The sequence below is a fragment of the Thioalkalivibrio sp. ALE12 genome (assembly GCF_000381105.1).
Taxonomy (GTDB): Bacteria; Pseudomonadota; Gammaproteobacteria; order Ectothiorhodospirales; family Ectothiorhodospiraceae; genus Thioalkalivibrio.
The window spans coordinates 235,798-262,220 of record NZ_KB905908.1 but is presented as its reverse complement, the minus strand read 5'-3'; the positions used below and the strand labels follow the sequence as shown (position 1 = coordinate 262,220).

The following is a 26,423-nucleotide window of genomic DNA, read 5'->3' as shown; positions in this document are numbered from 1 at the left end:
GGGCTCAAGGTCAAGACAACGGCTGTCCCGACGGTCTTGCCAGTGGATGAAGGCTAGGTCTTCGCACATCTTGGGCACGCTCGGCCTTCGGCCATAGCGTGCCGCGCCCGCGGTGCGGGCGCCGGGGGGTTCAGGCGGCAGGGCCGTTGTCGTGTCGTGGCGTTGGGATGCCTTCTGTTTTGACCTTCCCCTCCCGTATGGAGCCCCTTGCGGAAGGGTCCTCGGGCCGGAAGAAGGCGCTGGATGTCTGAGCGAAGCGCAGCGTAGCGAGTTCAGCGCCGCCGGCCCGAGGGCCCTGGAGCAAGGTTCCCGGGCGAAATCCGGGTGCCCTTCTTTGGGTCCTTTCTTGGGCAAGCAAGAAAGGACCTCGCGGCGCGCTGGCGAGTCAGCGCTCGGCAGTACGTGGACCGAAGGCACGTAAACACCGGAGGACGAACCAGGCCCAGCCACATCATGGCAGGCGGCCGGACGAAGCCATCGCAATCACCGGGGCTCGAAGCGCCAGCGCCAGCCTCGGGGCACGGGATGATGGCCCAGAGGCTGGAAACGGCAGGGCGGGTCAGGCGGTTTCGAGGCCCTGGGCCTGGAGGTCGGCGTGGTAGGACGAGCGGACCATCGGGCCGCTGGCCACCTGCTTGAAGCCCATCTCGCGGGCACGTTCGCCCAGCTCGTCGAACTCCTCCGGCGACAGGAAGCGCGTCACCGGCAGATGGTGGCGCGACGGCTGCAGGTACTGGCCCAGGGTCAGCATGTCGCAGCCATGCTCGCGCAGGTCCTGCAGGACCTCCAGCAACTCCTCGCGGGTCTCGCCCAGCCCCAGCATCAGGCCGGACTTGGTCGGCACGCCGGGGTGCTGCTCGCGGAACTGCCGGAGCAGGTCCAGCGACCAGGCATAGTCGGCGCCGGGGCGCGCCTCGCGATACAGGCGCGGAACGGTCTCCAGGTTGTGGTTGAAGACGTCCGGAGGGGCCTGGTGCATGATCTCCAGCGCGCGGTCCATGCGCCCGCGGAAGTCCGGCACCAGGATCTCGATCCGGGTGTTCGGGTTCAGGCTGCGCACCTCGCGGATGCAGTCCACGAAGTGCCCGGCCCCGCCGTCGCGCAGGTCGTCGCGGTCCACCGAGGTGATGACCACGTAGTTGAGGCCCAGCGCCTGGATGGTCTCGGCCAGATGGCGCGGCTCGTCGGCATCCAGTGCCTCCGGGCGGCCGTGGGCCACATCGCAGAACGGGCAGCGACGGGTGCAGATGTCGCCCATGATCATGAAGGTGGCGGTGCCGTGGGCGAAGCATTCGCCCAGGTTGGGGCAACTGGCCTCTTCGCAGACGGTGTGCAACTTCTGTTCGCGCAGGATGCCCTTGATGCGCTGCACCTCGGGACGGGCCTGACTCTGGGCGCGAATCCACTTGGGCTTGCGCTGCGGGCGCTCGGTGGGATTGATCTTGACCGGGATGCGCGCGACTTTGTCGGCGGCGCGCTGTTTCTCTCCGGGCTGGGGGCGGGTGCGTGTGTCCATGGACCTTCCCTGAATCTCTCGGGCGGCCGGTGTGTGGGCGGCCGACGTGGGGCGACTGGGCGGTACCGGGTCAGGCAACCTGACGAATCAGTTCCTCGACCTCCTGCCGCGCGGTCTCGATCGCGGGCAGGCTGCCATCCTCGTCGAGGATGAAGCCGAGCCGTTCCACGGCCCGCAGATCGGCGAGCGGGATGCGGTCGGCAAGCGGGTCGTCCTCGGCATCTCGCGGGCACGCGGCGCGTGCGATACGCACGATGTCCGTCAGGACAGGGGCCTCGGGGTTCTCCGGGCCGCCGGAATCGCGAATGGCGTCAATGATATCGGATGACAGATCCCATTGCTGGGCAACCAGTTCGCCGATCAGGCCTTCGAGACGAAACAACACCCGTTCGACCTCTTCCGGCGTGCGCTCCGGGTGGGTGCGGGCGACCTCGGCGATCACCGGCAGGGCGCCCACCCGGTGCAGCAGTCCAGCCAGCAGGGCGGTCTGCGGATCGACTGCCTCGCACTGGTCGGCGAGCACGCAGCTGATGGCCGCGATGCGCGCGGAGCGGCGCCACAGACGTTCGAGGAGGTCGTGGTAGGGGCTGTCGCGATGGATGAAGACCTGGTGCATGGCCAGGGCCATCACCAGCTGGCGGGTGCGTTCGAGCCCCAGTCGGGCCACGGCATCCTGCAGGCGTGACACCTCGCGGCGGCTGCCCATGGCCGGGCTGTTGGCCACGCTCAACAGGCGCCCCGCGACGCTCGGATCTTCCTCGATGATGCGGGTGGCCTCGGCAATGGAGACGTCCGGATCTTTCAGGGCCTGCTGCAGGTGCAGCGCCACCTCGGGGAGCTGGGGCAGGGCCAGCTCGCCCGAGTAGGCATGCGTGTAGATGCTGCCGAACAGCTCGCCCTCGAGGTCGGACAGCTCGATCTCGCTGACTTCGACGCTGTCCTGCCCGCCGCCGTCGACCAGGGTCTCGTAGACCTTGCGGTCCAGCATCGCCAGGGTGGCGCGGGTCGCGGCGATCGCATGGCTGTGATAGTCGTGGGGTTCGAACAGCGGGTTGAGGGCCTCGCTGGAGTCCCCGTTGAGCATGACCGAGTTGCGCCCGCTGGCCAGGATCATCCGCCCCTCCAGCAGGAAGATCATGCTGCGGAATTCGTCGCGCGCATGCAGCTTGAACCCCGGATCCACCGTCATGGTGCGGGCATGCTGCAACAGCTTGTCGCGGGCGCGCTCGCTCAGTTCGGCGAACGGGCGCAGCTGTGGAAGGCGTTTTTCGATCACGGGGGTTCAGACGTTGAACATCGCGCGGAGTTCGGCCAGGTCCTCGGCGCGTTCCTCGAGGAACGCGATCGGTTCCCCCGGCGCCGGCGGCTCGATCCCGAGCACGCCGAAGGCGGCGACCTCGGCCGCATCGGGCACGGTTTCGCCCTCGGCGCGTCGGGCGGCCCATTCCGCGACCAGCGCGATGCTGGCGTAATCCGGTTCGCCGGCGCGATAGCCCCAGTCCCCGGCATGCTCCGCGACCGTGACCAGGTCGCCCCCGAGGTCCCAGTAGTTGATCACCAGGACACCGGCGAGGTTGCGCAGGCGCCGGACCAGCGACTGCACGCGCTCGGTGTCGGGGTGGTCCTCGCGCAGTTCCACGAACTGGATGATCGGGACCGCGCCGATCCCGGCGACCAGCCCGGCCAGCAGGGCGCGTTCGCGGTCCAGCAGCTTGAGCGAGTCCGCGATCAGGTAGCTGTAGGCGGATTGCAGGGCGCCATGCTTCCAGCTGGCCTCCATGGCGTCGCGAGTGGAGGCGTGCTTGGCCTTGAAGGCCTGGCGCAGCGCCATGTTCATCGCCAGCATGCGGGTGTTGCGAAAGCCGAGGCGGTTGACCGCGTCACGCACGGACTGGATCTGCTTGGCGGCGCGGAACAACGGGCTGTTGGTCGCGTGCAGCAACGCCCCGGCGATGGTGCCGTCACGCTGGATGACCTCGGTCAGCTTGTCGAGGTCGGCGTCCGGGTCGTTGGTCAGCTCCTGAATGCGCAGCGCGATCTCCGGCATGGTCGGCAGCTCCAGCCGGTTGCTGGTGATCAGGTCGTAGAGTTCGCCGAAGAAGGCGCCTTCGGTATCGTCCAGGTCGGTGTCATGCACGACCAGCGAGGCGCTGTGGGCCTTTTCGAGGGCCGCGGTCGGAATCTCCAGCATCTGGCAGGTCTTCTCGGTGATCAGGAAGTCCTGCTGGCCGATGTTCTGGTCGAACATCTGCAGCGGGCTGTCGGGGGCGGCCGCATCCAGGGTGATGCGCGCCGGGCTGCCGCCGCTGACGCGGACCAGCTGGCCGCTTACCAGGAACAGGTAGCGGTCCTCGACCTCCTGCGGGCGCAGGCGCCGACCGGCGTCCAGCTCCCGTGCCAGGCAGGCCGAGGCGAGTTCGCTGCGGGCCTGGTCCGACAGGCCGGAGGTGAGGTCCAGGTCCTGAAGCAGGGTGTCGATGCTGGTGCTATCCATGGGGCGGTTCCCGGTCCGTGCTGTGCAATCCATTCCCGCGTCGCGCCGCCGCAGGAAGGGCAGCGGGGCGGACGCGCGTGCGCGATCTAGTCAATGGACGCCAGTGTAGCATCCGATCCCGCCACAGGAACCGCCGCCGCGGCCCCGCGGCAGGCGAAGCGCGGCCGGTCGTCGGGGTCGATCAGGTCGTGGGATTGCAGGAAGCGGCGCGCGTCGGCGGCATCCTCGCGGAACCACGCGGCGGTGGTGCCCAGGCGGAAGCTGTAGCCCCAGGTGTCCATGTCTCGCATCAGCCGCTCGCGGCCGACCCCGGGCAGCGCGTCGGCCAGCAGGATCTGCAGGTAGCAGACACCGCATTCCTCGAGGTCGTCGCCGCCGGCATTGGTGTGCAGGGTCGCGCGCCGGGCGGCGTCCATGCAGATCACGTGTCCGGCCTCGTGCAGGGCCGAGTGGATCGGGGTGTCGGGGCGCACGTGGACCTCCAGGCCGATAATCCCGGCCTCGGGTTCGCCCCACCAGGTGCCGGGCAGCGGGGCCCGGGCCGGGTGTGTCACCAGACGCAGGCCGTAGCGCGCCAGCAGGTCCGCGAGGGCCTCCCGCAGGCCGGGGTCGCCGCAGGTCTGGATCGCGGAGGGGCTCATGCGTCCGGGCGCCCGGGCAGGGCGCTGCTGTGCTTGCGGCTGCGCCGGGGGCACTCCTCGGGATGCTCGCGGCACCAGGCGTCGACGCGCTCGGCGAGGTCATCCTGAAAGCACAGCAGGTAGAACCGGGCCTGTTCGCGGTTGACGATGGCCGGGCGCCCCAGGGTGTCGACCACCCCGGCGCGCAGGGCCGCGATGATCGCGTTGGCGGCCTTCTTCTGTGGCCAGGCGGTGATCTGCTCCCAGGCCTCGGGGGTGAAGTACAGGCGCAGCAGGTCGGGGCGGGTGGTCAGCAGCATGCGCGTGACGTTGCGCAGCGTGGTCTCCGCCTCGCCCCAGTCCTGGACCAGTCCTCCTTCCAGCAGGCGCTCGATCTCCTCGCGGCCCTTGGGTGACAGCATGGGCAGATGCGGTGGACGCCTCAGGCGTCCGGTGCGTCCTCCGGCGTGAAGGCGCGGATGGACAGCGCGTGCACTTCGCCGGAGTCGATCTGTTCGCGCACGGTGGCGTAGACGGTCTGGTGTTTCTTGACCGCGTTCATGCCGGCAAACTGCGGGCTGATGACCAGGGCCTCGAATTTGCCCTCGCCCCCGGTGACCTCGACCTTCTGGGCCTCCGGCAGGCCGGCGCGGATGAGTTCGGCCACTTGGCTGGCTTCCATGATGAGTCCCCCGATTGCGTTCGAATGATGGGTGCGAATGGTCAGCCGCGGATGATAGCCGGCCGCCTGGCTCGACAGAAGTGCCCCCACGCGCGGAACTCGTTCCGTTCCCGAGAGATCGCAGGGGAACACCTGCATGGAAAGTCCGGGTGGTTTGGCCTGTCCCGAACCGTCTCGCTAGCATCAGGTCCATACATTCTCGGCCCTCCGGGCCATGGAGGCGATCGCAATGCTGTTCAAGCAACTGTTCGAGGACGAGTCGTCCACCTATACCTATCTGCTGAGCTGCCCGGATACCGGGAAGACGGCCCTGATCGACCCGGTCATCGAGACCGTCGACCGCGATCTGCGCGTGTTGCAGGAGATGGGCCTGAGTCTCGACTACGTGATCGAGACCCATATCCATGCTGATCACATCACCGGTGCGCGGATGCTGCGCGAGAAGACCGGCTGCAAGCTGGGCGGTCCGGCGATGGACGAACTGCCCTGCCGCGATTTCGGCCTGCGCGAGGGCGAGCCCTTCCAGGTGGGCAACCTGGTGATCAACCCGCTGTATACCCCGGGCCACACGGATGCGCACCACGCCTATCTGATGGACCACGTGGGCCTGAAGATGCTGTTTTCCGGTGATGCCCTGCTGATCGAGGCCTGCGGCCGCACCGACTTCCAGTCGGGGGATGCCAAGACGCTGTACCACTCGATCCAGGACAAGTTCTTCACCCTGCCGGACGAGACCCTGGTGTACCCCGCGCACGATTACGAGGAGCGCCAGATCACCACCATCGGCCAGGAGAAGATGCGCAACCCGCGCCTGGGCAAGGGCAAGCCGGAGGCCGAGTTCGTCAAGATCATGGACGAGATGGACCTGCCGTATCCGAAGAAGATCGACTGGGCCCTGCCCGGCAACGAGGGCTGCGGGATCTGTCCGGACAACCTGCCGGACGAGAAGAAGCGCCTCTGCGAGACCGATCAGCAGGGCTGACCGACAACGACCGGGGCTCTGCCCGGAGTCGCCGGACCCGAACGTTCATCCGGTGGGCGGTTTTTCCCGCTCACCGGACCCCGTACACTCCCGCGATGACCGACCACACTCCCGCTGACGCGCCGGGCTCGCTCGCGTCGCCGCACCCGCTGGAACGTCTGCGCGCGATCATGGCGCGGTTGCGCGATCCCGAGGCCGGTTGTGCCTGGGACCGGGCGCAGACCGCGGGCAGTATCGTCCCGTTCACCCTGGAAGAGGCCTACGAGCTGGCCGACGTGATCGCCCGCGACCAGGGCGCGGATGCGGATGCCTGCGAGCTGCGTGACGAGCTGGGGGATCTGCTGTTCCAGGTGGTCTTCCAGGCGCGTATCGCCGAGGAGGCCGGTCGCTTCGATCTGGATGATGTCGCCCGCGCGATTGGCGACAAGCTGGTGCGCCGGCATCCGCACGTGTTCGCCGATGTCGAGCACGGCTCGGATGCCGAGCGCGAGGCCGCCTGGGAGGCGGACAAGGCGCGCGAGCGTGCGGCGCGCGCCCAGACCAGCGCGATGGACGATATCCCGCTGGCGTTGCCGGCCCTGTCGCGCGCGGTGAAGAGTCAGCGCCGCGCCGCGCGCCTGGGTTTCGACTGGGACGACCCGGCCCCGGTGGTCGCCAAGATTCACGAGGAGCTGGCCGAGGTGCAGGCGGCGGTGGACCAGGGCGAGCCGCCGGCGCGCATCGCCGAGGAGGTCGGCGACGTGTTGTTCGCGGTCAGCAACTGGGCGCGGCATCTGGGGGTGGACCCGGAGGGCGCGCTGCGCGGCAGCACGCGCAAGTTCGAGGCCCGTTTCCGCCAGATGGAGGCGCTGGCCGCGGCCAGCGGCGAGACCCTGGCCGGGCTCGATTTCGACCGCCAGGAGACCCTTTACCAGGAGGCGCGGCGTCTTGAATGCGCGACCCGGGACACATTCGATACCAAGGACCCGACATGACCGAAGCCGTTGAGCTGCCCGACCACTTTCTGCCCGCCCGGATCGAGACCATCGAGCAGGTTACCCCGCTGATCAAGGTATTCACCCTGGCGGCGGACCCGCAGCGGTTTTCCAGCAAGGCCGGCCAGTGGCTGGACCTGGTGATCCCGCAGGCGGAGGGCAAGCCCTTCGTCGGGGGGTACTCGGTGGTCTCCGCGCCGCGCGCGGACGGGCGACTGCAGCTGGCCATCAAGTACGCGGATCATCATGCGGCGACCCATTACCTGCACACGGAGGTCGGCGAGGGCGACACGGTGTACATCACGCCGGGGCAGGGCAGCTTCTTCTTCGAGCCCGGCATGGCGCAGAACGTGGTGCTGCTGGGGGCGGGCATCGGGGTCACGCCGCTGTTCGGCATCCTGCGCGCGATCCATGCCGGGATGCCGGACGTCTATGCCCACCTGGTCTACAGCGTGGCCCACCAGGACGAGGTGCTGTTCCCGCAGGAGCTGGAGGCGATGGCCGCGGCACCGAACATCGACGTCAGCCTGACGGTAACGCGCGAGGCGGAGGACTGGCTGGGGCATACCGGCCGCATCAGTCATGCGTTGCTGGAGTCGCTGGACCTGCCGCGCGATGCGCTGTTCTATTTCTGCGGGTCGCGCGAGTTCATCGAGGACATGGCCACCCTGCTGGCGGAATGGGGCATCCCCGAGGCCCAGCTGAAATACGAGAAGTGGTGGTAGTGCGCCAGGCGGCGGTCTGAATTGGTCATTGCGAGTCGCCGCAGGCGACGAAGCACAAAAGCAGCGAAGCTGCGTTGAACGGCCGCAGGCCGGCCCGAAGGGCGAGCGGAGCGAGTAATCTCCCAACGCTGGCAGTGCGCCGGGATCAGGTGGCTGAGCACATCGATTGCCACGTCGCCTGTGGCGACTCGCAATGACGGGGTGGCTTACGGGCGGCGGGTGTCGCGCGGGCGCAGGGCGTTGTCGGGGGCGAGGATCGTGGGCTGTCCGTCCAGTGCCGGATCGGTGTCGGGGTAGTCGCGGATATAGTGCAGGCCGCGGCTCTCCTGGCGCGACAGCGCGCTCTTCACGATGATCTCGGCGACCATGGCCAGGTTGCGCAGCTCCAGCAGGTCCGGGGAGATGCGGAAGTGGCTGTAGTACTCGTGGATCTCCTCCTGCAGGATGCGGATGCGCCGCTCGGCGCGGTGCAGCCGTTCGCGGGCGCGCACGATGCCCACGTAGTCCCACATCAGGCGGCGCAGTTCGTCCCAGTCGTGGGCCACCACCACCTCTTCCTGTGACTCGGTGACCCGGGACTCGTCCCAGGCCGGTGGGACCGGGAGCTGCTCGGGGGCGGGCAGATCGGTCTGCGACAGGATGTGATCGGCCGCGGCACGGGCGTAGACCAGGCACTCCAGCAGCGAGTTGCTGGCCATGCGGTTGGCCCCGTGCAGCCCCGTGTAGGACACCTCGCCGGCGGCGTACAGCCCGGGCAGGTCGGTCTGACCGAAGTGGTTCACCATCACGCCGCCACAGGTGTAGTGGGCAGCCGGGACAACCGGCAGCGATTCCCGGGTCATGTCGAAGCCGAATTCCAGGCAGCGCTCGTAGATCGTGGGGAAATGCTCGCGAATGAACTCGGCCGGCTTGTGGCTGATGTCGAGGTTCACGTGGTCGATGCCGAGGCGTTTCATCTCGTGATCGACCGCGCGGGCGACGATATCCCGCGGGGCCAGTTCCGCGCGCTCGTCGAAGCGCGGCATGAAGCGCTCGCCGTCGGGCAGGAGCAGCACCCCGCCCTCGCCGCGCACCGCCTCGGAGATCAGGAACGACTTCGCCTTCGGGTGGAACAGGCAGGTCGGGTGGAACTGCATGAACTCCATGTTCGCGATGCGACAGCCGGCGCGCCAGGCCATGGCGATGCCGTCGCCGGTCGCGCCGTCCGGGTTGGAGCTGTACAGATAGACCTTGCTGGCCCCGCCGGTGGCCAGGATCACGGTCGGCGCCAGCAGGGTCTCCACCTCGCGGGTCTTCGCGTCCTGCACATAGGCGCCGATCACTCGGCGGCTGCCATCCACCGGCTGGGTGATCAGGTCCACCGCCACATGGCGTTCGAAGACCTCGATGCTGCCCTGGCCCGAGGCGTTGCGCACCAGTGCCTCCTCGATCGCGCGGCCGGTGGCATCGGCGGCATGCGCCACGCGGCGCGCGCTGTGCCCGCCCTCGCGGGTGAGGTGCAGGCGGCTGCGGCCTTCCAGGGGTTCCCGGGTGAACGGCACGCCCAGGTTGAGCAGCCAGTGGATGGCCTCGGGGCCCGCCGCCACGGTGCGGCGCACGGCGTCCGGGTCGCACAGGCCGGCACCGGCGTCAAGGGTGTCCTGGATATGGGCGTCAAAGGAGTCGGTGCGGTCGAGTACTGCGGAGATGCCGCCCTGGGCATAGCGGGTGGAACCCTCGTCGACCGGACCCTTGCTGATCACGGTGACGCGTCGATGCGGGGCCAGGTGCAGGGCCGCGGAGAGCCCCGCCGCGCCGCTTCCGATCACGAGGACGTCCGCCAGGCGCGGTTGTTGTACTGTCCCCATGGGTCAGGTAACGTGCTGCGCTTGTTGCCAGAGCAAAATGTGGCCCTTGCGCAACAGTGTTGTGCGCAAAGCGAACTTAATGCGAGTCAGGCGGTCCATGCACCATAGATTACCGGAGACCGGTGTGCTGGCGGGAGTCCCCGCATGAGCGAGAAGGCTTCCGACGAGGCCCTGGTCAAGCGAGTTCAGAACGGCGACAAGGCGGCTTTCGACATCCTGGTGCTGAAGTATCAGCACAAGATCGTCAACCTGGTCGGGCGCTATGTCCATGACCATGCGGCGGCCCTGGATGTGTCCCAGGAGGCCTTTATCAAGGCCTACAAGGGGCTGGCGAACTTTCGCGGCGAGAGTGCGTTCTATACGTGGCTCTACCGCATCGCCATCAACACGGCCAAGAACCACCTTGTCTCCCAGGGACGGCGTCGGCCCGAGGCCGAGGTCGATGCGCAGGACGCGGAACAGATGGGCGGTGACTCCGCCCTGAAGGACAGTGCAACCCCGGAGGGGGAGCTGTTGTCCGAAGAGATTGAAGGGGCGGTGCGTAGCACCATCGAGGAATTGCCCGACGACCTTCGGATGGCCATCACGCTGCGCGAGATCGAGGGACTGAGTTACGAGGAGATCGCGCAGACGATGGGATGCCCGATCGGCACGGTCCGCTCGCGCATCTTCCGGGCCCGCGAGGCCATCGACCGGACCTTGCGTCCGTTGCTAGACAACAACTGAACGAGTAGCGCCATGAAAGAACAAGTCTCCAAGAACGAACGTCTGTCGGCTCTGGTGGACGGAGAAACGGATGACTTCGAGACGCGTCGCCTGATGGACGAACTGGTGCGGTCCGAGGAGGATCGGGCCCGCTGGGAACGCTATCACCTGATCGGCGACAGTCTGCGCGGGGGGATGCGTCGCACCGCACCCGCGAGCTTCATGGACGGCGTCCAGGCGGCCCTGGCCGAAGAGGCCCCGCTGTCGGTCGCGCGCAAGCCGGATCAGCCGCGCTGGCTGAAGCCGGTGGCCGGTACTGGCGTCGCCGCCGCGGTCGCGATGGTCACCCTGGTCGGGATGCAGATGATCGGCCCCGACTCCGGTGCGCCGGAGGCGACGCCGGTCGCCAGCGAGGGCACGCCGGCGCAGCTGGCCGACGGTATCCAGCGGGTCAGCACCACGGGTTCCGAGGCGCCGGCCACCGAGCCGGAAGGCCTGGATCCGCGCTTTGCCCGATACCTCGAAAACCATGCGGAACTGATGGGGCCGGGGTCCACCGCCCTGGGTCGTGTTCGCTTTTCGGTGAGTGACGAGTAACGCGTGATGCGCCGCAGCCTCGCGTACGCCCTGGTTGCCGCTACCGCGCTTTGTTGTCTGCCTTTGCCGGTCCTGGCGGGGGAGGCGTCCCCCGCCGACTGGTTGCAGCGTATGACCGGCAGCCTGCACTCGGAGAGTTACCAGGGGACCTTCGTGCTCCAGCGCGACGATCGGCTGGACGCCATCCGTGTGGTACACGCCGCCGAGAACGGTGGCTACCGTGAACGTCTGGAGACCCTGACCGGCGCCCCGCGCGAGATCCTGCGTTCGGTCGACCGGCTGAGTGCCCTGAAGGGTGCCCGGGCGGCGGCGGGTGAGCCCCCGCACGGACCGGCCGGTGCGCCGGTGTTCCTGCTTGAGCGCCACGATCACTATGAACTGAAGGACATGGGCGCGGACCGCGTGGCCGGTCTCGACTGCCGCATGATCCTGGCGCGGGCGCGCGATACCTTGCGCTACAGTCATCGCTACTGCCTGCATACGGAAACCGCGCTCCCGCTGCTGAGCGAGCTGTACGACGGGCATGGCCATCTGCTGGAACGTCTCGCGTTCACCAGTCTCGAGCGTCTGGAGGAGGTCGCCGAGGGTGCTCTCGAGCCCACGCAGGAAGACGCGGAGCGGGTCGAAGTGCGGGCCGATCGTGGCCACAAAAAGCCCGAATGGGACGAACAGACGGGCATGGACGGCTGGCACTTCGATGCGCTGCCGGACGGTTTTACCGCGATCGCCGCGACCGAACGTCCGGTCGGGGATGGCGAGGCCCGTCTGCGCCACTTCGTGCTGAGCGACGGCCTTGCCTCGGTTTCGGTGTATATCGAAAAGACCAGTGGCGAGCGAATGTTCGAGGGCACGACCCGCGCGGGCGCCACGCACGGCGCGGCCCGCTCGATTGCCGGGCACCAGGTAACCGCGGTGGGCGACGTCCCGCGGGCCACGGTTCAGGGTGTGCTGGATGCGATCGTGTACCACTCCGGTGAATGATTCCTCGCGGGGCGCAGCATGAGTGAATGGATCCGCGAACAGGGCATTGTGCTGTCGGTGGAGGGCTATGCGGCGCGCGTGCGCATCGAGCGCCAGTCGACCTGCGGCAGTTGTTCGGCCCGTTCGGGCTGCGGCAGCGGGGTGCTCTCCGAGGTTCTCGGCCGCAAGGCGGTGGAGGTGACCGTCGGGCATCCTGGAACGCTGCAGCCCGGGGATACCGTGACCCTGGGGATCCGTGACCAGGCCCTGGTCTCAGGGGCCCTTGCAATGTACCTGCTGCCACTGGCCGGGCTGGTGGCGGCGCCCGGCCTGATGATGCTGGTCGCGCCCGGGCTGGGCGAGGGAATACACCTGCTCGCCGGCGCCCTGGGCTTTGCCGCGGGCCTGTATGCGGTACGCGTCTGGCTGCGCCGTCGGGCGCCGGATCTGGCGCCGGTGCTGCTGGAGCGTCATCCGGCCTCGGGGGTGCATGGCTCCGCCGGCTCCGTGCTCACGCCGCGACCCTGAGGGTCTGTGTGCGCCCGCGGGAACTTGCGGGTGGGTGCGGCTTTCTAGAGCGTTGAACCTTCGACTTCCCAATGCGGATCAGATGATGATGAAACCGATGCAATGGGCACTGGTGGCCCTGACCTTTCTCGCCCTGTCGCTGCCGGCCTCGGCGCGCATGCTGCCGGACTTCGTGCCGCTGGCGGAGGAACACAGCCCGGCGGTGGTGAACATCGCCACCACCCGCGAGCGCGAGAATCCGCATCGCGGCCAGATGCCGGACTTCGAGGGCACGCCCTTCGAGGACCTGTTCGAGCGTTTCTTTGGCGGTCCGGGCGGCTCGGGCGAGCGCGCCCCGGAGAGCTTCGAACGCAACTCGCTGGGTTCCGGCTTCATCTACACCGAGGATGGCTACATCATCACCGCGAACCATGTGGTGGACGGAGCCTCGGAGGTCGTCGTCCATCTGTCCGACCGGCGCGTGTTCGACGCCGAGATCGTCGGCAAGGACCCGCAGAGTGACGTGGCCCTGCTGAAGATCGACGCCGAGGACCTGCCGACCCTGAAGCTGGGTTCTTCGTCCGACCTGAAGGTCGGCGAATGGGTGCTGGCGATCGGTTCGCCGTTCGGCTTCGATCACTCCGTCACCGCCGGCATCGTCAGCGCCAAGGGGCGCAACCTGCCGACCGAGAACTACGTCCCGTTCATCCAGACCGACGTGGCGATCAATCCGGGCAACTCGGGCGGGCCGCTTCTGAATCTGGATGGCGAGGTCATTGGCATCAATGCCCAGATCTACAGCCGCACGGGCGGCTTCATGGGCCTGTCCTTCGCCGTGCCCATCGAGATGGTGGAGGACGTGGTGCAGCAGCTGCGGGAACACGGCGAGGTGACGCGCGGCTGGCTGGGCGTGCTGATCCAGGAGGTCACGCGCGAGCTGGCCGACTCCTTCGGCATGGACAAGCCCACTGGCGCCCTGGTCGCGCGAGTGCAGGCCGACAGCCCGGCGCAGAAGGCCGGCTTCGAGACCGGTGACGTGATCCTGTCGTTCAACGGCATCGAGGTGCCCAACTCCTCCGCTCTGCCGCCGATCGTCGGGCGCACGCCGGTGGGCACCGAGGCCGAGGTGGAAGTGCGCCGCGGCGACGAGACCCGCACCATCACGGTCGAGATCGAGCGCCTGCCGGACGACATCTCGGCCCAGCGTGGCGGGCCACAGCGGCAGACGCCGGAGCGGACCGAGCCGCAGAGCCTGCTGGGGATGGTCCTGGAGCCGCTGGAGGCCGAACGCGCCGCGGAGCTGGACGTGGACGCCGGCGTGGTCGTGCGGGAGGTCGTCGACAACCCGGCGCGTTCCGCCGGCCTGCGCCCCGGCGATGTGATCGTGCAGTTCGGCGGCCATGCCATCGACTCGGCGGAGACGCTGGAGCAACAGATCGCCGAGGTCGGCGACCGGCGGACGGTGCCGGTCCTGGTGTATCGCGGCGACAACCCGACCTACATCGCCCTGCGCATCCCGCGGGACTGAGACCGCCTTCGGGGCGCACGCCCCGGGGCCGCCATGGAGCAAGGGAGGGTTGTCGGCCCGGTCGGCAGCCCTCCCGATCGTTTGCGGATGACCGAACTGACGCTTTATCACCGCGAGAGCTGCGGTCTCTGCCATGACATGCTGGCCGAGATCATGGCCCTCAAAAGCCGTTATACTTTCGCGCTTACGGTCGTCGACATCGACGAGGACCCGGAGCTGCAGGCGCGTTTCAACGTCAAGGTCCCGGTGCTTGCGGTCGACGGCGACATTCTCTGCTGCCATTTCCTCGACCGAAAGGCACTGCTGGACCAACTGGCCCCTGCATGACCGAAACCCGCCTTACCCGCAATTTCTCCATCATCGCGCATATCGACCACGGCAAGTCCACGCTGGCGGACCGCCTGATCCAGGGCTGTCATGGCCTGACCGAACGCGAGATGTCCGAGCAGGTGCTGGACTCGATGGATCTGGAGCGCGAGCGCGGGATCACCATCAAGGCGCAGAGCGTCTCGCTGTACTACGACGCCCAGGACGGTGAGCGCTATCAGCTGAATCTCATCGACACCCCGGGGCATGTGGACTTCTCCTACGAGGTCTCGCGCTCGCTGTATGCCTGCGAGGGTGCGTTGCTGGTGGTGGATGCCTCGCAGGGCGTCGAGGCGCAGAGTGTCGCCAACTGCTACACCGCGATCGATCAGGGGCTCGAGGTCGTCCCGGTGCTGAACAAGATCGACCTGCCCGCCGCCGAGCCAGACCGGGTGGCCGCGGAGATCGAGGACGTGATCGGTATCGAGGCCACGGATGCCCTGCGCGTCTCCGCCAAGACTGGCGAGGGCATCGCCGAGCTGCTGGAGGAGATCGTGCGCCGGATCCCGCCACCGGAGGGCGATGCCGAGGCCGCGCCCAAGGCGCTGGTGATCGACTCCTGGTACGACAACTACCTGGGCGTGGTGGCGCTGGTGCGGGTCAAGGCCGGACGCTTCTACGCGGGCCAGAAGATCAAGGCGATGTCGGTGGGGCGGGCGCACGAGGTCAGCCGGGTCGGCGTATTCACGCCCAAGCCGGTGGACCGCAAGACGCTGGAGGTTGGCGAGGTCGGCTATCTGATCGCGACCATCAAGGACATCTCCGGGGCCAAGGTGGGCGACACCTTCACCGATTTCAACAACCCGGCGGACGAGCCGGTACCGGGCTTCCAGGAGATCCAGCCGCGGGTATTCGCCGGGCTGTTCCCGGTCAGTGCGGACGACTTCAACGACCTGCGCGAGGCGCTGGACAAGCTGCGCCTGAACGATGCGGCGCTGTCGTTCGAGCCGGAGACCTCGCAGGCGCTCGGGTTCGGCTTTCGCTGCGGCTTCCTCGGCATGCTGCACATGGAGATCGTGCAGGAGCGCCTGGAGCGGGAATACGACCTGGACCTGATCACCACCGCGCCCACCGTGGTCTACGAGGTGGAGCGCAACGACGGCGAGGTGGTCTCGGTGCACAACCCCTCCGAGCTGCCGGCGAACAACGAGGTGGCCGAGATCCGCGAGCCGATCATCGAGGCGAATATCCTGGTCCCGCAGGAGTATGTAGGGGCGGTGATCACTCTGTGTGTCGAGAAGCGCGGTGTGCAGACGAAGATGCAGTACCTCGGGCGCCAGGTGCAGCTGTCCTACGAGCTGCCGATGTCCGAGGTGATGCTCGACTTCTTCGATCGGCTGAAGTCCGCGACCCGCGGCTATGCCTCGTTCGACTACCAGCCGCTGCGCTTCCAGGCAGCGCCGCTGGTGCGCGTGGACATCCTGATCAATGGCGACCGCGTGGACTCGCTGTCGGCCATCGTGCATCGCGACCATGCCGAGTCGCGCGGGCGCGAGATCATCGAGCGCATGGCCAAGATCATCCCGCGTCAGATGTACGAGGTGGCGATCCAGGCGGCGATCGGTTCCAAGATTATCGCGCGCGCCACGGTCAAGGCGATGCGCAAGAACGTGCTGGCCAAGTGCTACGGCGGCGACGTAACCCGCAAGCGCAAGCTCCTGGAGAAACAGAAGGCCGGCAAGAAGCGCATGAAGTCGATCGGCAAGGTGGATGTGCCGCAGGAGGCCTTCCTGGCGGTGCTGTCGGTGGACGACGACAAGAAGTGACAATCAGGCCTGCGGCCCGGAAGGGCCGTCGGGCACTCCCCGGCGGGCCGGGAACAGAGGACACGGCATGGCAAATCTCGAACTGATCCTGGTGCTGGCAACCGCCGTGACCGGCCTGATCTGGCTGGGCTGGGTGATCCTGCGGCGGCGTCGCAGCCCGGAGCGCCAGCGGGCGATGCCCTGGTTCGTGGACTACTCGCGTTCGTTCTTCCCGGTGCTGCTGATCGTGCTGATCCTGCGCTCGTTCGTGGCCGAGCCCTTCCGCATCCCCTCCGGGTCGATGATGCCCACCCTGCTGGTGGGCGACTTCATCATGGTCAGCAAGTTCTCCTACGGGATCCGCCTGCCGGTCACCCGCACCAAGATCCTCGATACCGGCGAGCCGGAGCGTGGCGAGGTCGTGGTGTTCAAGTATCCCCGCAACCCGCAAGAGGACTACATCAAGCGGGTCATCGGTCTGCCGGGCGATACCATCGCGTTCCGCGATCGTGTGCTGTACGTGAATGGCGAGCCGCAGCCGGCCGAGCGGGTTGGAACCTTCGAGGGCGAGGGCTCCGGGCAGGTCATGTCGGGCGCGTCGATGTTCGAGGAGACCCTGGATGGACGCACCTACAACACCCTGATGCGCGAGCAGCAGGCGAGCCTCGACGGTTCGGTCACGGTCCCCGACGGTCACTACTTCATGGTCGGTGACAACCGCGACAACTCCAACGACAGCCGGGTCTGGGGGTTCGTCGCCGAGGAACACCTGGTGGGCCGGGCGCTCTTCATCTGGCTGCATTGGGATTACAATGAAGGCCATCGGGACTTTTCCCGGATCGGTCAGGCGATTCGCTAGGCCGTATTCCGCGGGAGCAGGCAACCAGGGGCAGGGTATTCATGCGACATTCCAGACACTCGATGCAGGGCGCGGGCGCGGTGACGATTCTTGCGCTGATCTTCCTCGCGCTGCTGGTCGGCACCTTCGTGATCAAGATGGGTACGCAGTACACCCAGTTCCTGACCGTGCGCTCGATCATGCAGGATGTGGCCACCCAGACCGGCGCCGCCGACAAGAGCGAGCGCGAGCTGTGGCGCGAGATCAATCGCCGGTTCCAGATCAATTCGGTATACGACGGGATCGGCGAGGACAACTTCAGCGTGACCGAGCACGGGGATGGCCGCCGCCTGAACCTGGAATACGAGGTGCGCCGCGAATTCCTCGGCAACGTGGACGTGGTGGCGCGCTTCTCGAACAGCGAGACACTCGCCCCTTGAGGACGGCGGCGTCGATCTGTTGCATGCCTCCAGGGGTGTTTTCGTGAGTCGTGACTTTCGCAGCCTGCTGCCGCCGGCTGTGCGCGACGGCGAGGGCGTGGGCCAGGCGCTGACCCACCGCAGTGCCGGCGGGCGCAACAACGAGCGTCTCGAATTCCTCGGGGATGCCGTGCTGGGCCTGGTGATCGCCGACGCCCTGTACGAGCAGCTCCCGGACGCCCCGGAGGGCGACCTGACCCGCCTGCGTGCCGCGCTGGTCAATCGCGAGTCGCTGGCCGCGCTGGCGCGCGAGACGGGACTGGAGGGCACGCTGAACCTGGGCCAGGGCGAGCGCAAGAGTGGTGGTCAGCGCCGCGACTCCATCCTCGCGGATGCCGTGGAGGCCCTGATCGGGGTGACCTATCGGGAGGCCGGCATGCAGGCCGCGCGCGAGTTCACCCTGGCGCTTTACGCCGAGCGCCTGCAGGATCTGCCGTCGGCCGAGTCGCTGAAGGACCCGAAAACCCGCCTTCAGGAACAGCTGCAGGGCCGCAATGCGGAGCTTCCGGTCTACGAGGTACTGGAGGTGGCCGGCCCCGATCACAAGCGCCAGTTCACCGTGGCGGTGCACCTTCCCACCCAGGGCTGGGGGCAGCGCGGCCAGGGCTCCTCGCGGCGCCGCGCCGAGCAGGCCGCGGCCGAGGCCGCCCTGAAGCGCCTGCAACAGGTACAGGAACAATGAGCGAAACCGATGACCGCCCCGCGGGCGAATCCACGCGCTGTGGTCTGATCGCGCTGATCGGCCGGCCCAACGTGGGCAAGACCACGCTGATGAACCGTCTGGTCGGCGAGAAGCTGGCGGCGACGACCCGGCGGCCCCACACCACGCGCAACCGCATCCTCGGGATCGTGACCGAGGGGCAGGACCAGATCGTGCTGATGGATACGCCCGGCATCGACACCGAGCGCACCCAGCTCGTGAACCGCGTCCTCAACCGCACGGCCAGCCAGGCGCTGGCGGATGCCGACCTGGTCTGCTTCATCGTCGAGGCCGGCCAGTTCGGCCCGGGCGACGAGCGCATCGAAGAGACCATCCGGCATTCCGGGCGCCCGGCGCTGCTGGTGATCAACAAGGTCGACCAGTTCCGCGCGAAGGAGGACCTGCTGCCGTTCATCCAGGCCCGGGCCGCGAGCTTCGACTATGCCGGCGTGGTGCCGCTGTCGGCAAAGACCGGCTCCAATCTGGAGGGCCTGATCGCGGAGATCCGGACGCACCTCCCGCAGGGCCCGTTCCTGTACGACCCCGATCAGCTCTCGGATCGTCCGCAGCGATTTCGCGCCGAGGAGATGATCCGCGAATCCATGCTCGAGCACCTGGGGCAGGAGGTTCCGTACTCGGTGGCGGTGCGCGTGGAGGACTGGTCGGACGAGCCGCGCACGACACACATCGACGCGGTCATCCTGGTCGAGCGCGACAGCCAGAAGGGAATCGTGATCGGCAAGGGTGGCCAGCGCCTCAAGCGGATCGGCCAGGCGGCCCGCGTCCAGCTGGAAGAACTGCTGGAGCGCAAGGTCATGCTGCGTCTGACCGTGCGGGTGGAGGCCGACTGGACCCGCAACCCGCGAGCCCTGCGCGAACTCGGCATCGAAGAACCCCGATGAGGGCCCCGCGACGGGCATGAGTGGCGCGGGGTCGGCGGTCACCCAGGGGGTCGTGCTGCACGCCCGCCCGCTGCGCGAGAACAGCCGCGTGCTGGATCTGCTGACCGCCGGGAGCGGCCGCCTGTCGGCGGTGGTGCGCGGCAAGGCCGGGTCTGTCCAGCCGTTCGTGCTGCTGGATCTGGCCTGGCGCGGGCGCGGCGACTTGCCCACCCTCAGCGTCGCTGAGCAGCAGCGGGTCTTCCCGCTGACCGGACGGTCCCTGGTCTGCGGGCTGTACCTGAACGAGCTGATCCTGCGCCTGTACCCGCGCGAGGCCCCGATCCCGGAGGCCCTGCCCGCGCTGCTGTCCGCCTACGCCCGGCTGGCCGCGGGCGAACGCGCCGATACCGCCCTGCGTCGTGCCGAATGGGCCCTGCTTGCCCCGCTGGACTCCGGGCTGGAGCATGTCGAGCCGGCCGAGCTGGACCCGGATGGCTGGTATCGCTACGACCCGGAGGCCGGACTGGAGCCCGTGGCCGCCGGACGGGGCGAGGCGATCCCCGGTTCGGCGCTGCGGGCGCTGGCCACCGGGGAGGACGTGCCGGATAATCATGCCCGCGTCAGTCGCGACTTCATGCGCCGGCTGATCGACATCCACCTGGCCGGTCGGCCCCTGCGCACCCGGGGTCTGCTGTAGGCTTCGGGACCGCATCCAACCAAGGGCACCGCCTCATGTCGCATCCTGCTCCGCTCAAGCTCGGGGTCAATCTCGATCACATCGCCACCATTCGCCAGGCGCGGCATACGCCGTATCCGGACCTGATGCAGGCGGTGCGCCTGGCCGAGGCCAGCGGCGCGGACTCCATCACCCTGCACCTGCGCGAGGACCGCCGCCATATCCAGGACGACGATGTCTTCGGGATCAAGCCCCGGCTCAAGGTCCCGATGAACCTGGAGATGGCGGCCACCGAGGGCATGCAGGCGATTGCCCTGAGGCTGCGCCCGGAGGCGTGCTGCATCGTGCCGGAGAAGCGCGAGGAGCTGACTACCGAGGGTGGGCTGGATGCCGTGGGGCAGCTGGAGCGCCTGCGCGAGTTTGTCGCGCCCCTGACCGCCGCGGGGATCGAGGTCTCGCTGTTCGTGGAGCCGGATGCGCGCCAGCTGGAGGCGGCGGTGGCCATTGGCGCGCCGGTGGTGGAGCTGCACACCGGTGCCTATGCCAACGCCCGTGATGCGGCCGAGCGCGAACGCTTGCTCGCCGGCATTAACGAGGCCGCTGCCGCCGGCCGGGAGATGGGGCTGGTGATCAACGCCGGCCACGGGCTGGACTACGACAACGTGCGCCCGATCGCGGCCAACCCGGTTTTCCACGAGCTCAATATCGGGCATTCGATCGTCGCGCGGGCCCTGTTTACCGGCCTGCCCGAGGCGGTCAGTCACATGCGCGGGCTGATGGATGCTGCCCGCCAGGGGCTGCCGGCCGGGCAGTACCCGGTCTGAGCGCGATGATCCTCGGGATCGGGACCGATCTGGTGCAGGTCGCGCGCATGCGCGGCATGTGGGAGCGCCACGGCCGCCGCCTCGCCGAGCGCATCCTGCATCCGCTGGAGCGGGCCGATCTGCCATCCCATGAACCGGCCGGGTTTCTGGCCCGGCGCTTTGCCGCCAAGGAGGCGCTGGCCAAGGCGCTGGGCTGCGGGGTCGGGGCCGACATGGCGCTGTCGGAGGCGGGGGTGACCCATGACGCTCGCGGGCGCCCCGAATTCGTGCTGGCCGGGCGGGCCCGGGCCACGGCAGACCGCCTCGGTGTGCGCGCGATCCATCTCAGCATCAGCGACGAACGCGAATACGCCCAGGCCTTCGTGGTCCTCGAAGGTGGCGAGTAACCCGCCTTTCCCTCCGGGCGAGGTTGCCCGGGTTGGGGCGGCTCCCTAGAATGTGACTCCTTATGCCTGCCGGTGTCCGCGGATGTCGCGGCAGGCCAGCCCTGAGCGAGCGACGGAGTCCAGTCAATGCCCTGGAACGAACCGGGAAACAACAACCGCGACCCCTGGAGTGGGGGTGGCGGCGGCCAGCGCGGTAGCGGTGGCGGCGGGGGTGGCAATCAGCCCCCCGACCTCGAGGAGATGATGCGCAAGCTGTCGCGTCAGCTGAATGGTATCTTCGGCGGGGGCGGCAGCGGCGGCTCGGGCGGTTCCGGCAGTGGCGGCATGGGCCGGGGTGCCCAGGCCCTGGTCAGCCTCGGCCTGATTATCGCGCTGGTGGTCTGGCTGGCGTCCGGCTTCCACATCATCTCGGAAGGCGAGCGCGGCGTGGTGCTGCGCTTCGGCGAGTTCCAGCAGGTGAAGAACCCGGGGCCGGGCTGGCATCTGCCCTATCCCATCGAGCGCATCGAGATCGAGAACGTCGACAACGTCCGGACGCTCGAGCATCGCGCGCTGATCCTGACCGGCGACGAGAACATCATCGATGTTGATATCGCGGTGCAGTACCGCATCCTCGACCTGGTCGACTATCTCTTCAATGTCCGCAACCCGAACGCCACGGTGAACCGGGTGATGGAGTCGGCGATCCGCGAGCGCATCGGCAAGAACAACCTCGAATTCATTCTCGGCGAGGGGCGTGGCGAGATCGCCTCGTCCTCGCGCGTGGTGATGCAGGAGAACCTGGACGCCTACGGTGCCGGCATCATCGTCACCGCCGTGTCCATGCAGCAGGCGCAGCCGCCGGAACCGGTGCAGGAGTCCTTCGCCGACGCGATCCGCGCCCGCGAGGACGAGGTGCGCTTCCGCAATGAGGCCGAGGCCTACGCCAATGGCGTGATCCCACGGGCCCGTGGTCAGGCCGCCCGCATCATCGAGGAGGCCGAGGGCTATCGCGATCAGGTGATCGCCCGGGCCGAGGGTGATGCCTCGCGCTTTGACCAGTTGCTGGCCGAATACCAGCAGGCCCCGGATGTGACCCGGGATCGTCTCTACCTGGAGGCGGTCGAGGCCGTGCTCGAGGATTCGCGCAAGCTGATGCTGGACGTGGGCAGCAGCAACAACCTGATGATGCTGCCGCTGGATCAGTTGTTCCAGGGCGCCGCACGCAGCGGAAACAGCTCCGGCGACACACCGACACCGCGGCCGCTGGATACCAGCCGCAGTGTCTTCAACAGTGGCTCGGGTACGAGCAGCCGGCTGGGTGATCGCGACCCGGCCGCCCAGCGTTCGCGGGAGGTGCGCTAATGCTCCGCATAGCCGGTATTGCCGTGGTCGTGCTCGGTATCGTCGTTGCCCTGTCGACCTACACCGTTGACGAACGCGAACGCGTGATCAAGTTTGCCCTGGGGGAGATCCGCGAGGTCGACCCGGCCCCGGGCCTGCACTTCAAGTTCCCCCTGATCCAGAACGTCGAGAAGTTCGACGCCCGGATCATGACGCTGAATATCCCGCCGGATCGGTTCCTGACCTCCGAGGCGAAGAACATCATCGTCGATTTCTACGCCAAGTGGCGGATCGACGATGTCGGACAGTTCTACCGCGCCACGCGCGGCGACGAGCGTCTGGCCGAGGAGCGCCTGGCGCAGATCCTGCGCGACGGGATGCGTAACGAGTTCGCCCGCTTCGAACTGCAGGATGTGGTCGCTGGCGAGCGCCTGACGATCATGGGCGCGGTGCGTCAGACGGCACTGGAGACCGCTCAGGAGCTGGGCATCAATCTGGTGGATGTGCGCATCCGCCGCATGGACCTGCCCGACGAGGTATCCGAGTCGGTGTACGAGCGCATGCGGGCCGAGCGTCAGCGCGTGGCCCAGGACTTCCGGGCCCGCGGGCAGGAAGAGGCCGAGCGTATCCGGTCGCGGGCCGACCGCGAGCGCACGGTAATCCTGGCGAATGCCTATCGCGACTCCGAGGAGATCCGCGGTGCCGGTGACGCCCGGGCGACCGAGACCCTCGGGCGTTCGTTCGGCGAGGACCAGGACTTCTTCCGCTTCTATCGCAGCCTGATTGCCTACCGCAACAGCATGAGCGGCGAGAACAGCACCTTTATCCTGGAACCGAACTCCGAGTTCTTCCAGTACTTCAATGCCCCCGGGGGCGAACGTCCGGCGCCGCTGCCGCCCCGCTGAGCGGGGCGGAAACCGGGTGGCTGCGGCCGCCCCGAAGGTCGCCGTTTGCAACGGGCCCGGAAGTATCCGGGCCCGACTTTTGCCGGACGGCGGGCCGGGCGTGGTGGATGACAGGACAAGGACAGGGATGACATGACCGATATCAACCGCTGGTTGCTGCCGGACGGCCTGGAGGAGGCCCTGCCGGATGCCGCGCGGCGTCTCGAGGCGCTCCGGCGCCGCGTGCTGGACCAGTTCGACACCTGGGGCTACGACCTCGTGATGCCGCCCCTGGCCGAGTATCTGGAATCCCTCCTGACCGGGGCCGGGCATGCCCTTGATCTGCAGACCTTCAAGCTCACCGATCAGCTCACCGGGCGCATGATGGGTGTGCGCGCGGACCTGACCCCGCAGGTGGCACGTATCGACGCGCATCGCCTGCGGGTGCAGGGGCCGAATCGCCTGTGCTACGTGGGTACCGCCCTGCGTACCCGCGCGGACGAATGGTCCGGCTCGCGCAGTCCCTTGCAGGCGGGTGCCGAGCTGTTCGGCCACGACGGGATCGACAGCGATCTCGAGATCATCCGTCTGATGCTGGCCACCCTGACCGTCTGCGGCGTGGACCGCCCGAGCATGGATCTCGGCCATGTCGGGATCTATCGCGCCCTGGCGCGCGACGCCGGCCTCGACGAGAGCCAGGAGCAGGACTTCTTTGACCAGCTCCAGCGCAAGAGCGTGCCCGAGATCGACGAGACCCTGGCGGCCTGGCAGGCCTCTGGCATGGACCCGGTCGCCTGCGCGCGCCTGCGTGCGCTGGTCGATCTGAACGGGGACGCCACGGTACTGGACGAGGCCCGCCGGGCCCTGGACGGCGCACCGACGGAGGTGCAGGTGGCGCTGGATCACCTGCAAGCCGTGGTCGCGCGCCTCGAGGCGGGCGAGCCGGGGCTGGAGCTGCACCTGGACCTTGCGGAACTGCGCGGCTACGCCTACCACACGGGGCTGGTGTTCGCCGCCTTCGTCCCGGGTTCCGGCCAGGCCATCGCCCGTGGGGGGCGGTATAACGACATCGGGCGGGTATTCGGCCGTGCGCGCGCGGCGACCGGGTTCAGTACCGATCTGCGCGCCTTCGTGCGCCGCGAAGGCGGGGTGGCGGCCCCGACCCGGGAAAGCGTGCATGCGCCGGCCAGCGGCGATGCGGCCCTGGAGGCCGCGATCGCGGACCTGCGCGCACGCGGGGTGCGCGTGGTGCGCGAGCTGGATGGCCAGGACAATGAATCACCCGCCGGCGCGCGTCTGGAGCAGCGCGACGGCGAATGGACGGTAGTGGAGCATTGATGACGATGGGACGTTTTGTAGTCGTGCTGGGCAGCCAGTGGGGGGACGAGGGCAAGGGCAAGATCGTCGATCGTCTGACCGAGGACGCGGCCGCGGTGGTCCGCTTCCAGGGCGGGCACAATGCCGGCCACACCCTGGTGATCGGCGGTGAGAAGACTGTTCTGCACCTGATCCCGTCCGGCATCCTGCGCGAAGGCGTGGAATGCATGATCGGCAACGGGGTGGTGCTCTCGCCCGAGGCCCTGATCACGGAGATGGAGGAGCTGGAGGCCAAGGGGGTGCCGGTCGCCGACCGCCTCCGTCTGTCGGATGCCTGCCAGCTGATCCTGCCCTACCACGTGGCACTGGACCATGCGCGCGAGAAGGCACGCGGCAAGGCGGCCATCGGGACGACCGGGCGCGGCATCGGGCCGGCCTACGAGGACAAGGTGGCGCGTCGCGGCCTGCGTCTGGACGACCTGTTCCACCGCGAACGCCTGGCGGCCAAGCTGGGCGAGGTGATGGACTATCACAACTTTGCGCTGAAGCACTACTTCAAGGCGCCGACCGTCGATCAGCAGGAAGTGCTGGAGCAGTGCCTGGCGCACGCCGAACGACTGCAGCCGATGGTCACGGACGTGGCCGGGCGGCTGCACGCGCTGCGCGAGCAGGGCAAGGACGTGATGTTCGAGGGCGCCCAGGGCACGCTGCTGGACATCGACCACGGCACGTATCCGTTTGTGACCTCGTCGAACACCACCGCGGGGGGCGCCTCCACCGGCTCCGGGGTGGGCCCGCGGGACATCGACTACGTGCTGGGGATTACCAAGGCCTATACCACGCGTGTGGGGGCGGGGCCGTTCCCCACCGAGCTGTTCGACAACATGGGCGAGCACCTTGCGCGCCAGGGCAACGAATTCGGCTCCACCACCGGTCGTGCGCGGCGTTGCGGCTGGTTTGACGCGGTCGCGCTGAAGCGGGCGGTCCAGGTGAACACGATCAGCGGCCTGTGCATGACCAAGCTGGATGTGCTGGACGGGCTGGAGAGTGTGCAGATCTGTGTCGGCTATGACTGTGGTGGCGAGCGCCGCGAGGTGCCGCCCTCTGGGGCCGAGGCCTATGCGGCCTGCACCCCGATCTACGAGGAGATGCCGGGCTGGGCGGAGTCCACGGTCGGCATCCGCGAGTACGCGCAGCTGCCGGCGAATGCGCGCGCCTATCTGGAGCGGCTGAGCGAGGTCGTCGGGGTCCCGGTGGATATGGTCTCCACCGGCCCGGATCGCGACGAAACCCTGGTGCTGCGCGACCCGTTCGACAGCTGATATCTCGCCCGGACGGTCGGGGCGTCAGCAAGCGCGGGCTTCGGTGATGTCCCGGCCCGGGGGGGCGGCGCCTGTGCACGCGGGTGCGCATGACGCGTGCGTATGAAGCGGCGTCGAGGTTTGCCCATGTGGTATGCGAATGGCCCGGGTGAATGCTCCACGGGCCGCGCCCGCGAAGGCAGCGCCCACGAAAAAATCCACGCCATCCATGTGGATGCCGCGCGTTACGGGGTGGTTCAGGGAGTGTGTTGAAGCAGAAAAATGGTGCCGAGGAGAGGACTTGAACCTCCACGGGGTTACCCCCACTAGCACCTGAAGCTAGCGCGTCTACCAATTCCGCCACCTCGGCACGAGGGACGACACAGCGGTGAAAACCGAGTGTCCTGCGCTTCAGGAGCGCGCAATATAGTGCGCGCCCGCGAGGCTGTCAACGCCTCGGGGGCCGAAATTCGCCGTCCGGGACGGGCGCCGGCGGGCCGGCGCGAAGCCGCGCTGCGCAACAAAATTCTGCATGCCTCATAATGGGCGCTTCGGGAAGCGCCGAT

28 protein-coding genes and 1 tRNA gene are annotated in these 26,423 nt (G+C 68.1%); 21 read left to right on the top strand and 8 right to left on the bottom strand.

The window, feature by feature from the left end; genetic code table 11:
• Positions 1 to 559: 559 nt before the first annotated feature.
• The 6 genes from lipA to F614_RS0108725 form a co-directional block, all read right to left on the bottom strand.
• Complete coding sequence (gene lipA, locus F614_RS0108750) at positions 560 to 1,516, bottom strand: lipoyl synthase (RefSeq protein WP_018877067.1); 957 nt, start codon at positions 1,514 to 1,516, stop codon at positions 560 to 562.
• A 70-nt stretch (positions 1,517 to 1,586) separates the two neighbouring features.
• Positions 1,587 to 2,792, bottom strand: a complete 1,206-nt coding sequence (locus tag F614_RS0108745) for an HDOD domain-containing protein (protein ID WP_018877068.1) — start codon at positions 2,790 to 2,792, stop codon at positions 1,587 to 1,589.
• A gap of 6 nt (positions 2,793 to 2,798) precedes the next feature.
• On the bottom strand, positions 2,799 to 4,010 hold the full coding sequence (locus tag F614_RS0108740; RefSeq protein ID WP_019558728.1) for an HDOD domain-containing protein: 1,212 nt from the start codon (positions 4,008 to 4,010) through the stop codon (positions 2,799 to 2,801).
• An 86-nt stretch (positions 4,011 to 4,096) separates the two neighbouring features.
• Complete coding sequence (locus F614_RS0108735) at positions 4,097 to 4,651, bottom strand: hypothetical protein (protein WP_019558727.1); 555 nt, start codon at positions 4,649 to 4,651, stop codon at positions 4,097 to 4,099.
• Entirely contained in the window at positions 4,648 to 5,052 is a 405-nt protein-coding gene (locus F614_RS0108730) for a hypothetical protein (protein WP_019558726.1), read from the bottom strand. Before F614_RS0108730 ends, F614_RS0108735 begins: the two co-directional genes overlap by 4 nt.
• A gap of 20 nt (positions 5,053 to 5,072) precedes the next feature.
• Entirely contained in the window at positions 5,073 to 5,312 is a 240-nt protein-coding gene (locus F614_RS0108725; protein WP_026329837.1) for a BolA family protein, read from the bottom strand.
• A gap of 229 nt (positions 5,313 to 5,541) precedes the next feature.
• Here F614_RS0108725 and F614_RS0108720 point away from each other — a divergent pair, with 229 nt between their 5' ends.
• From F614_RS0108720 to F614_RS0108710, 3 genes are all read left to right on the top strand, one after another.
• Positions 5,542 to 6,294 (top strand): MBL fold metallo-hydrolase, encoded by a 753-nt coding sequence (locus tag F614_RS0108720; protein WP_019558724.1) that lies wholly within the window; start codon positions 5,542 to 5,544, stop codon positions 6,292 to 6,294.
• A 95-nt stretch (positions 6,295 to 6,389) separates the two neighbouring features.
• On the top strand, positions 6,390 to 7,268 hold the full coding sequence (gene mazG / locus F614_RS0108715; RefSeq protein ID WP_018878832.1) for a nucleoside triphosphate pyrophosphohydrolase: 879 nt from the start codon (positions 6,390 to 6,392) through the stop codon (positions 7,266 to 7,268).
• Entirely contained in the window at positions 7,265 to 7,993 is a 729-nt protein-coding gene (locus F614_RS0108710) for a ferredoxin--NADP reductase (RefSeq protein ID WP_018878831.1), read from the top strand. The genes mazG and F614_RS0108710 overlap by 4 nt, the downstream gene beginning before the upstream one ends.
• Before the next feature lie 206 nt (positions 7,994 to 8,199).
• Here F614_RS0108710 and nadB read toward each other — a convergent pair whose 3' ends face one another.
• Positions 8,200 to 9,840 carry an L-aspartate oxidase gene (nadB, locus tag F614_RS0108705; protein WP_019592816.1) on the bottom strand — a complete coding sequence of 547 codons (1,641 nt, stop codon included), beginning with the start codon at positions 9,838 to 9,840 and terminating at the stop codon, positions 8,200 to 8,202.
• Positions 9,841 to 9,984: 144 nt separating this feature from the next.
• On the opposite strand from nadB, the gene rpoE reads away from it, so the two are divergent.
• The 18 genes from rpoE (at position 9,985) to F614_RS0108615 (ending at position 25,878) form a co-directional block, all read left to right on the top strand.
• Positions 9,985 to 10,566 carry an RNA polymerase sigma factor RpoE gene (gene rpoE, locus F614_RS0108700; RefSeq protein ID WP_018867218.1) on the top strand — a complete coding sequence of 194 codons (582 nt, stop codon included), beginning with the start codon at positions 9,985 to 9,987 and terminating at the stop codon, positions 10,564 to 10,566.
• Between the two features lie 12 nt (positions 10,567 to 10,578).
• Complete coding sequence (locus F614_RS0108695) at positions 10,579 to 11,142, top strand: sigma-E factor negative regulatory protein (RefSeq protein ID WP_018881561.1); 564 nt, start codon at positions 10,579 to 10,581, stop codon at positions 11,140 to 11,142.
• A gap of 6 nt (positions 11,143 to 11,148) precedes the next feature.
• Entirely contained in the window at positions 11,149 to 12,123 is a 975-nt protein-coding gene (locus F614_RS0108690) for a MucB/RseB C-terminal domain-containing protein (protein ID WP_081619298.1), read from the top strand.
• Positions 12,124 to 12,141: 18 nt separating this feature from the next.
• Positions 12,142 to 12,630, top strand: coding sequence for a SoxR reducing system RseC family protein (locus F614_RS0108685; protein ID WP_018878315.1), 489 nt, complete (start codon positions 12,142 to 12,144; stop codon positions 12,628 to 12,630).
• Positions 12,631 to 12,712: 82 nt separating this feature from the next.
• A complete protein-coding gene (locus F614_RS0108680) occupies positions 12,713 to 14,137 on the top strand; it encodes a DegQ family serine endoprotease (RefSeq protein ID WP_018867222.1) in 1,425 nt (474 codons plus the stop codon).
• A gap of 87 nt (positions 14,138 to 14,224) precedes the next feature.
• Positions 14,225 to 14,464 carry a glutaredoxin family protein gene (locus F614_RS0108675; protein WP_017940958.1) on the top strand — a complete coding sequence of 80 codons (240 nt, stop codon included), beginning with the start codon at positions 14,225 to 14,227 and terminating at the stop codon, positions 14,462 to 14,464.
• Positions 14,461 to 16,269: a translation elongation factor 4 gene (gene lepA, locus F614_RS0108670; RefSeq protein ID WP_018867223.1), complete on the top strand. Its 1,809-nt coding sequence runs from the start codon at positions 14,461 to 14,463 to the stop codon at positions 16,267 to 16,269. Before F614_RS0108675 ends, lepA begins: the two co-directional genes overlap by 4 nt.
• Before the next feature lie 67 nt (positions 16,270 to 16,336).
• The gene (gene lepB / locus F614_RS0108665) at positions 16,337 to 17,107 is read left to right on the top strand and encodes a signal peptidase I (RefSeq protein WP_018877078.1); all 771 of its coding nucleotides are present in this window, start codon (positions 16,337 to 16,339) and stop codon (positions 17,105 to 17,107) included.
• 62 nt (positions 17,108 to 17,169) lie between these two features.
• Entirely contained in the window at positions 17,170 to 17,526 is a 357-nt protein-coding gene (locus F614_RS0108660; RefSeq protein WP_019558723.1) for a DUF4845 domain-containing protein, read from the top strand.
• A 43-nt stretch (positions 17,527 to 17,569) separates the two neighbouring features.
• Positions 17,570 to 18,247, top strand: a complete 678-nt coding sequence (gene rnc / locus F614_RS0108655; RefSeq protein ID WP_018867226.1) for a ribonuclease III — start codon at positions 17,570 to 17,572, stop codon at positions 18,245 to 18,247.
• A complete protein-coding gene (gene era / locus F614_RS0108650) occupies positions 18,244 to 19,167 on the top strand; it encodes a GTPase Era (RefSeq protein ID WP_018878318.1) in 924 nt (307 codons plus the stop codon). The genes rnc and era overlap by 4 nt, the downstream gene beginning before the upstream one ends.
• A gap of 16 nt (positions 19,168 to 19,183) precedes the next feature.
• Positions 19,184 to 19,843 (top strand): DNA repair protein RecO, encoded by a 660-nt coding sequence (locus tag F614_RS0108645; protein ID WP_019558722.1) that lies wholly within the window; start codon positions 19,184 to 19,186, stop codon positions 19,841 to 19,843.
• A gap of 35 nt (positions 19,844 to 19,878) precedes the next feature.
• Positions 19,879 to 20,646, top strand: a complete 768-nt coding sequence (gene pdxJ / locus F614_RS0108640) for a pyridoxine 5'-phosphate synthase (protein ID WP_018867229.1) — start codon at positions 19,879 to 19,881, stop codon at positions 20,644 to 20,646.
• A gap of 5 nt (positions 20,647 to 20,651) precedes the next feature.
• Positions 20,652 to 21,032 (top strand): holo-ACP synthase, encoded by a 381-nt coding sequence (gene acpS, locus F614_RS0108635; RefSeq protein WP_019558721.1) that lies wholly within the window; start codon positions 20,652 to 20,654, stop codon positions 21,030 to 21,032.
• Between the two features lie 126 nt (positions 21,033 to 21,158).
• Positions 21,159 to 22,376 (top strand): FtsH protease activity modulator HflK, encoded by a 1,218-nt coding sequence (hflK, locus tag F614_RS0108630; protein WP_018881564.1) that lies wholly within the window; start codon positions 21,159 to 21,161, stop codon positions 22,374 to 22,376.
• Positions 22,376 to 23,260, top strand: coding sequence for a protease modulator HflC (gene hflC, locus F614_RS0108625; protein WP_018867232.1), 885 nt, complete (start codon positions 22,376 to 22,378; stop codon positions 23,258 to 23,260). The genes hflK and hflC overlap by 1 nt, the downstream gene beginning before the upstream one ends.
• Before the next feature lie 132 nt (positions 23,261 to 23,392).
• A complete protein-coding gene (locus F614_RS0108620) occupies positions 23,393 to 24,577 on the top strand; it encodes an ATP phosphoribosyltransferase regulatory subunit (protein WP_019558720.1) in 1,185 nt (394 codons plus the stop codon).
• Positions 24,577 to 25,878 (top strand): adenylosuccinate synthase, encoded by a 1,302-nt coding sequence (locus F614_RS0108615; RefSeq protein ID WP_018867234.1) that lies wholly within the window; start codon positions 24,577 to 24,579, stop codon positions 25,876 to 25,878. Before F614_RS0108620 ends, F614_RS0108615 begins: the two co-directional genes overlap by 1 nt.
• A 262-nt stretch (positions 25,879 to 26,140) precedes the next feature.
• Here the strand turns inward: F614_RS0108615 and F614_RS0108610 are convergent.
• Positions 26,141 to 26,227, bottom strand: a tRNA-Leu gene (locus tag F614_RS0108610).
• Between the last annotated feature and the right edge of the window lie 196 nt (positions 26,228 to 26,423).

Excerpts from the sequence above, each read along its gene's own strand:
- F614_RS0108710 (WP_018878831.1), top strand. The coding sequence starts at position 7,265 with ATGACCGAAGCCGTTGAGCTGCCCGACCACTTTCTGCCCGCCCGGATC.
- F614_RS0108690 (WP_081619298.1), top strand. The coding sequence starts at position 11,149 with ATGCGCCGCAGCCTCGCGTACGCCCTGGTTGCCGCTACCGCGCTTTGT.
- F614_RS0108720 (WP_019558724.1), top strand. The coding sequence starts at position 5,542 with ATGCTGTTCAAGCAACTGTTCGAGGACGAGTCGTCCACCTATACCTAT.
- acpS (WP_019558721.1), top strand. The coding sequence starts at position 20,652 with ATGATCCTCGGGATCGGGACCGATCTGGTGCAGGTCGCGCGCATGCGC.
- F614_RS0108695 (WP_018881561.1), top strand. The coding sequence starts at position 10,579 with ATGAAAGAACAAGTCTCCAAGAACGAACGTCTGTCGGCTCTGGTGGAC.
- hflK (WP_018881564.1), top strand. The coding sequence starts at position 21,159 with ATGCCCTGGAACGAACCGGGAAACAACAACCGCGACCCCTGGAGTGGG.
- pdxJ (WP_018867229.1), top strand. The coding sequence starts at position 19,879 with ATGTCGCATCCTGCTCCGCTCAAGCTCGGGGTCAATCTCGATCACATC.
- era (WP_018878318.1), top strand. The coding sequence starts at position 18,244 with ATGAGCGAAACCGATGACCGCCCCGCGGGCGAATCCACGCGCTGTGGT.
- F614_RS0108685 (WP_018878315.1), top strand. The coding sequence starts at position 12,142 with ATGAGTGAATGGATCCGCGAACAGGGCATTGTGCTGTCGGTGGAGGGC.
- F614_RS0108615 (WP_018867234.1), top strand. The coding sequence starts at position 24,577 with ATGACGATGGGACGTTTTGTAGTCGTGCTGGGCAGCCAGTGGGGGGAC.
- F614_RS0108725 (WP_026329837.1), bottom strand. The coding sequence starts at position 5,312 with ATGGAAGCCAGCCAAGTGGCCGAACTCATCCGCGCCGGCCTGCCGGAG.
- F614_RS0108740 (WP_019558728.1), bottom strand. The coding sequence starts at position 4,010 with ATGGATAGCACCAGCATCGACACCCTGCTTCAGGACCTGGACCTCACC.
- F614_RS0108620 (WP_019558720.1), top strand. The coding sequence starts at position 23,393 with ATGACCGATATCAACCGCTGGTTGCTGCCGGACGGCCTGGAGGAGGCC.
- F614_RS0108680 (WP_018867222.1), top strand. The coding sequence starts at position 12,713 with ATGATGATGAAACCGATGCAATGGGCACTGGTGGCCCTGACCTTTCTC.
- F614_RS0108660 (WP_019558723.1), top strand. The coding sequence starts at position 17,170 with ATGCAGGGCGCGGGCGCGGTGACGATTCTTGCGCTGATCTTCCTCGCG.
- nadB (WP_019592816.1), bottom strand. The coding sequence starts at position 9,840 with ATGGGGACAGTACAACAACCGCGCCTGGCGGACGTCCTCGTGATCGGA.
- lepA (WP_018867223.1), top strand. The coding sequence starts at position 14,461 with ATGACCGAAACCCGCCTTACCCGCAATTTCTCCATCATCGCGCATATC.
- lepB (WP_018877078.1), top strand. The coding sequence starts at position 16,337 with ATGGCAAATCTCGAACTGATCCTGGTGCTGGCAACCGCCGTGACCGGC.
- mazG (WP_018878832.1), top strand. The coding sequence starts at position 6,390 with ATGACCGACCACACTCCCGCTGACGCGCCGGGCTCGCTCGCGTCGCCG.
- F614_RS0108645 (WP_019558722.1), top strand. The coding sequence starts at position 19,184 with ATGAGTGGCGCGGGGTCGGCGGTCACCCAGGGGGTCGTGCTGCACGCC.
- hflC (WP_018867232.1), top strand. The coding sequence starts at position 22,376 with ATGCTCCGCATAGCCGGTATTGCCGTGGTCGTGCTCGGTATCGTCGTT.
- rpoE (WP_018867218.1), top strand. The coding sequence starts at position 9,985 with ATGAGCGAGAAGGCTTCCGACGAGGCCCTGGTCAAGCGAGTTCAGAAC.
- F614_RS0108730 (WP_019558726.1), bottom strand. The coding sequence starts at position 5,052 with ATGCTGTCACCCAAGGGCCGCGAGGAGATCGAGCGCCTGCTGGAAGGA.
- lipA (WP_018877067.1), bottom strand. The coding sequence starts at position 1,516 with ATGGACACACGCACCCGCCCCCAGCCCGGAGAGAAACAGCGCGCCGCC.
- F614_RS0108675 (WP_017940958.1), top strand. The coding sequence starts at position 14,225 with ATGACCGAACTGACGCTTTATCACCGCGAGAGCTGCGGTCTCTGCCAT.
- F614_RS0108735 (WP_019558727.1), bottom strand. The coding sequence starts at position 4,651 with ATGAGCCCCTCCGCGATCCAGACCTGCGGCGACCCCGGCCTGCGGGAG.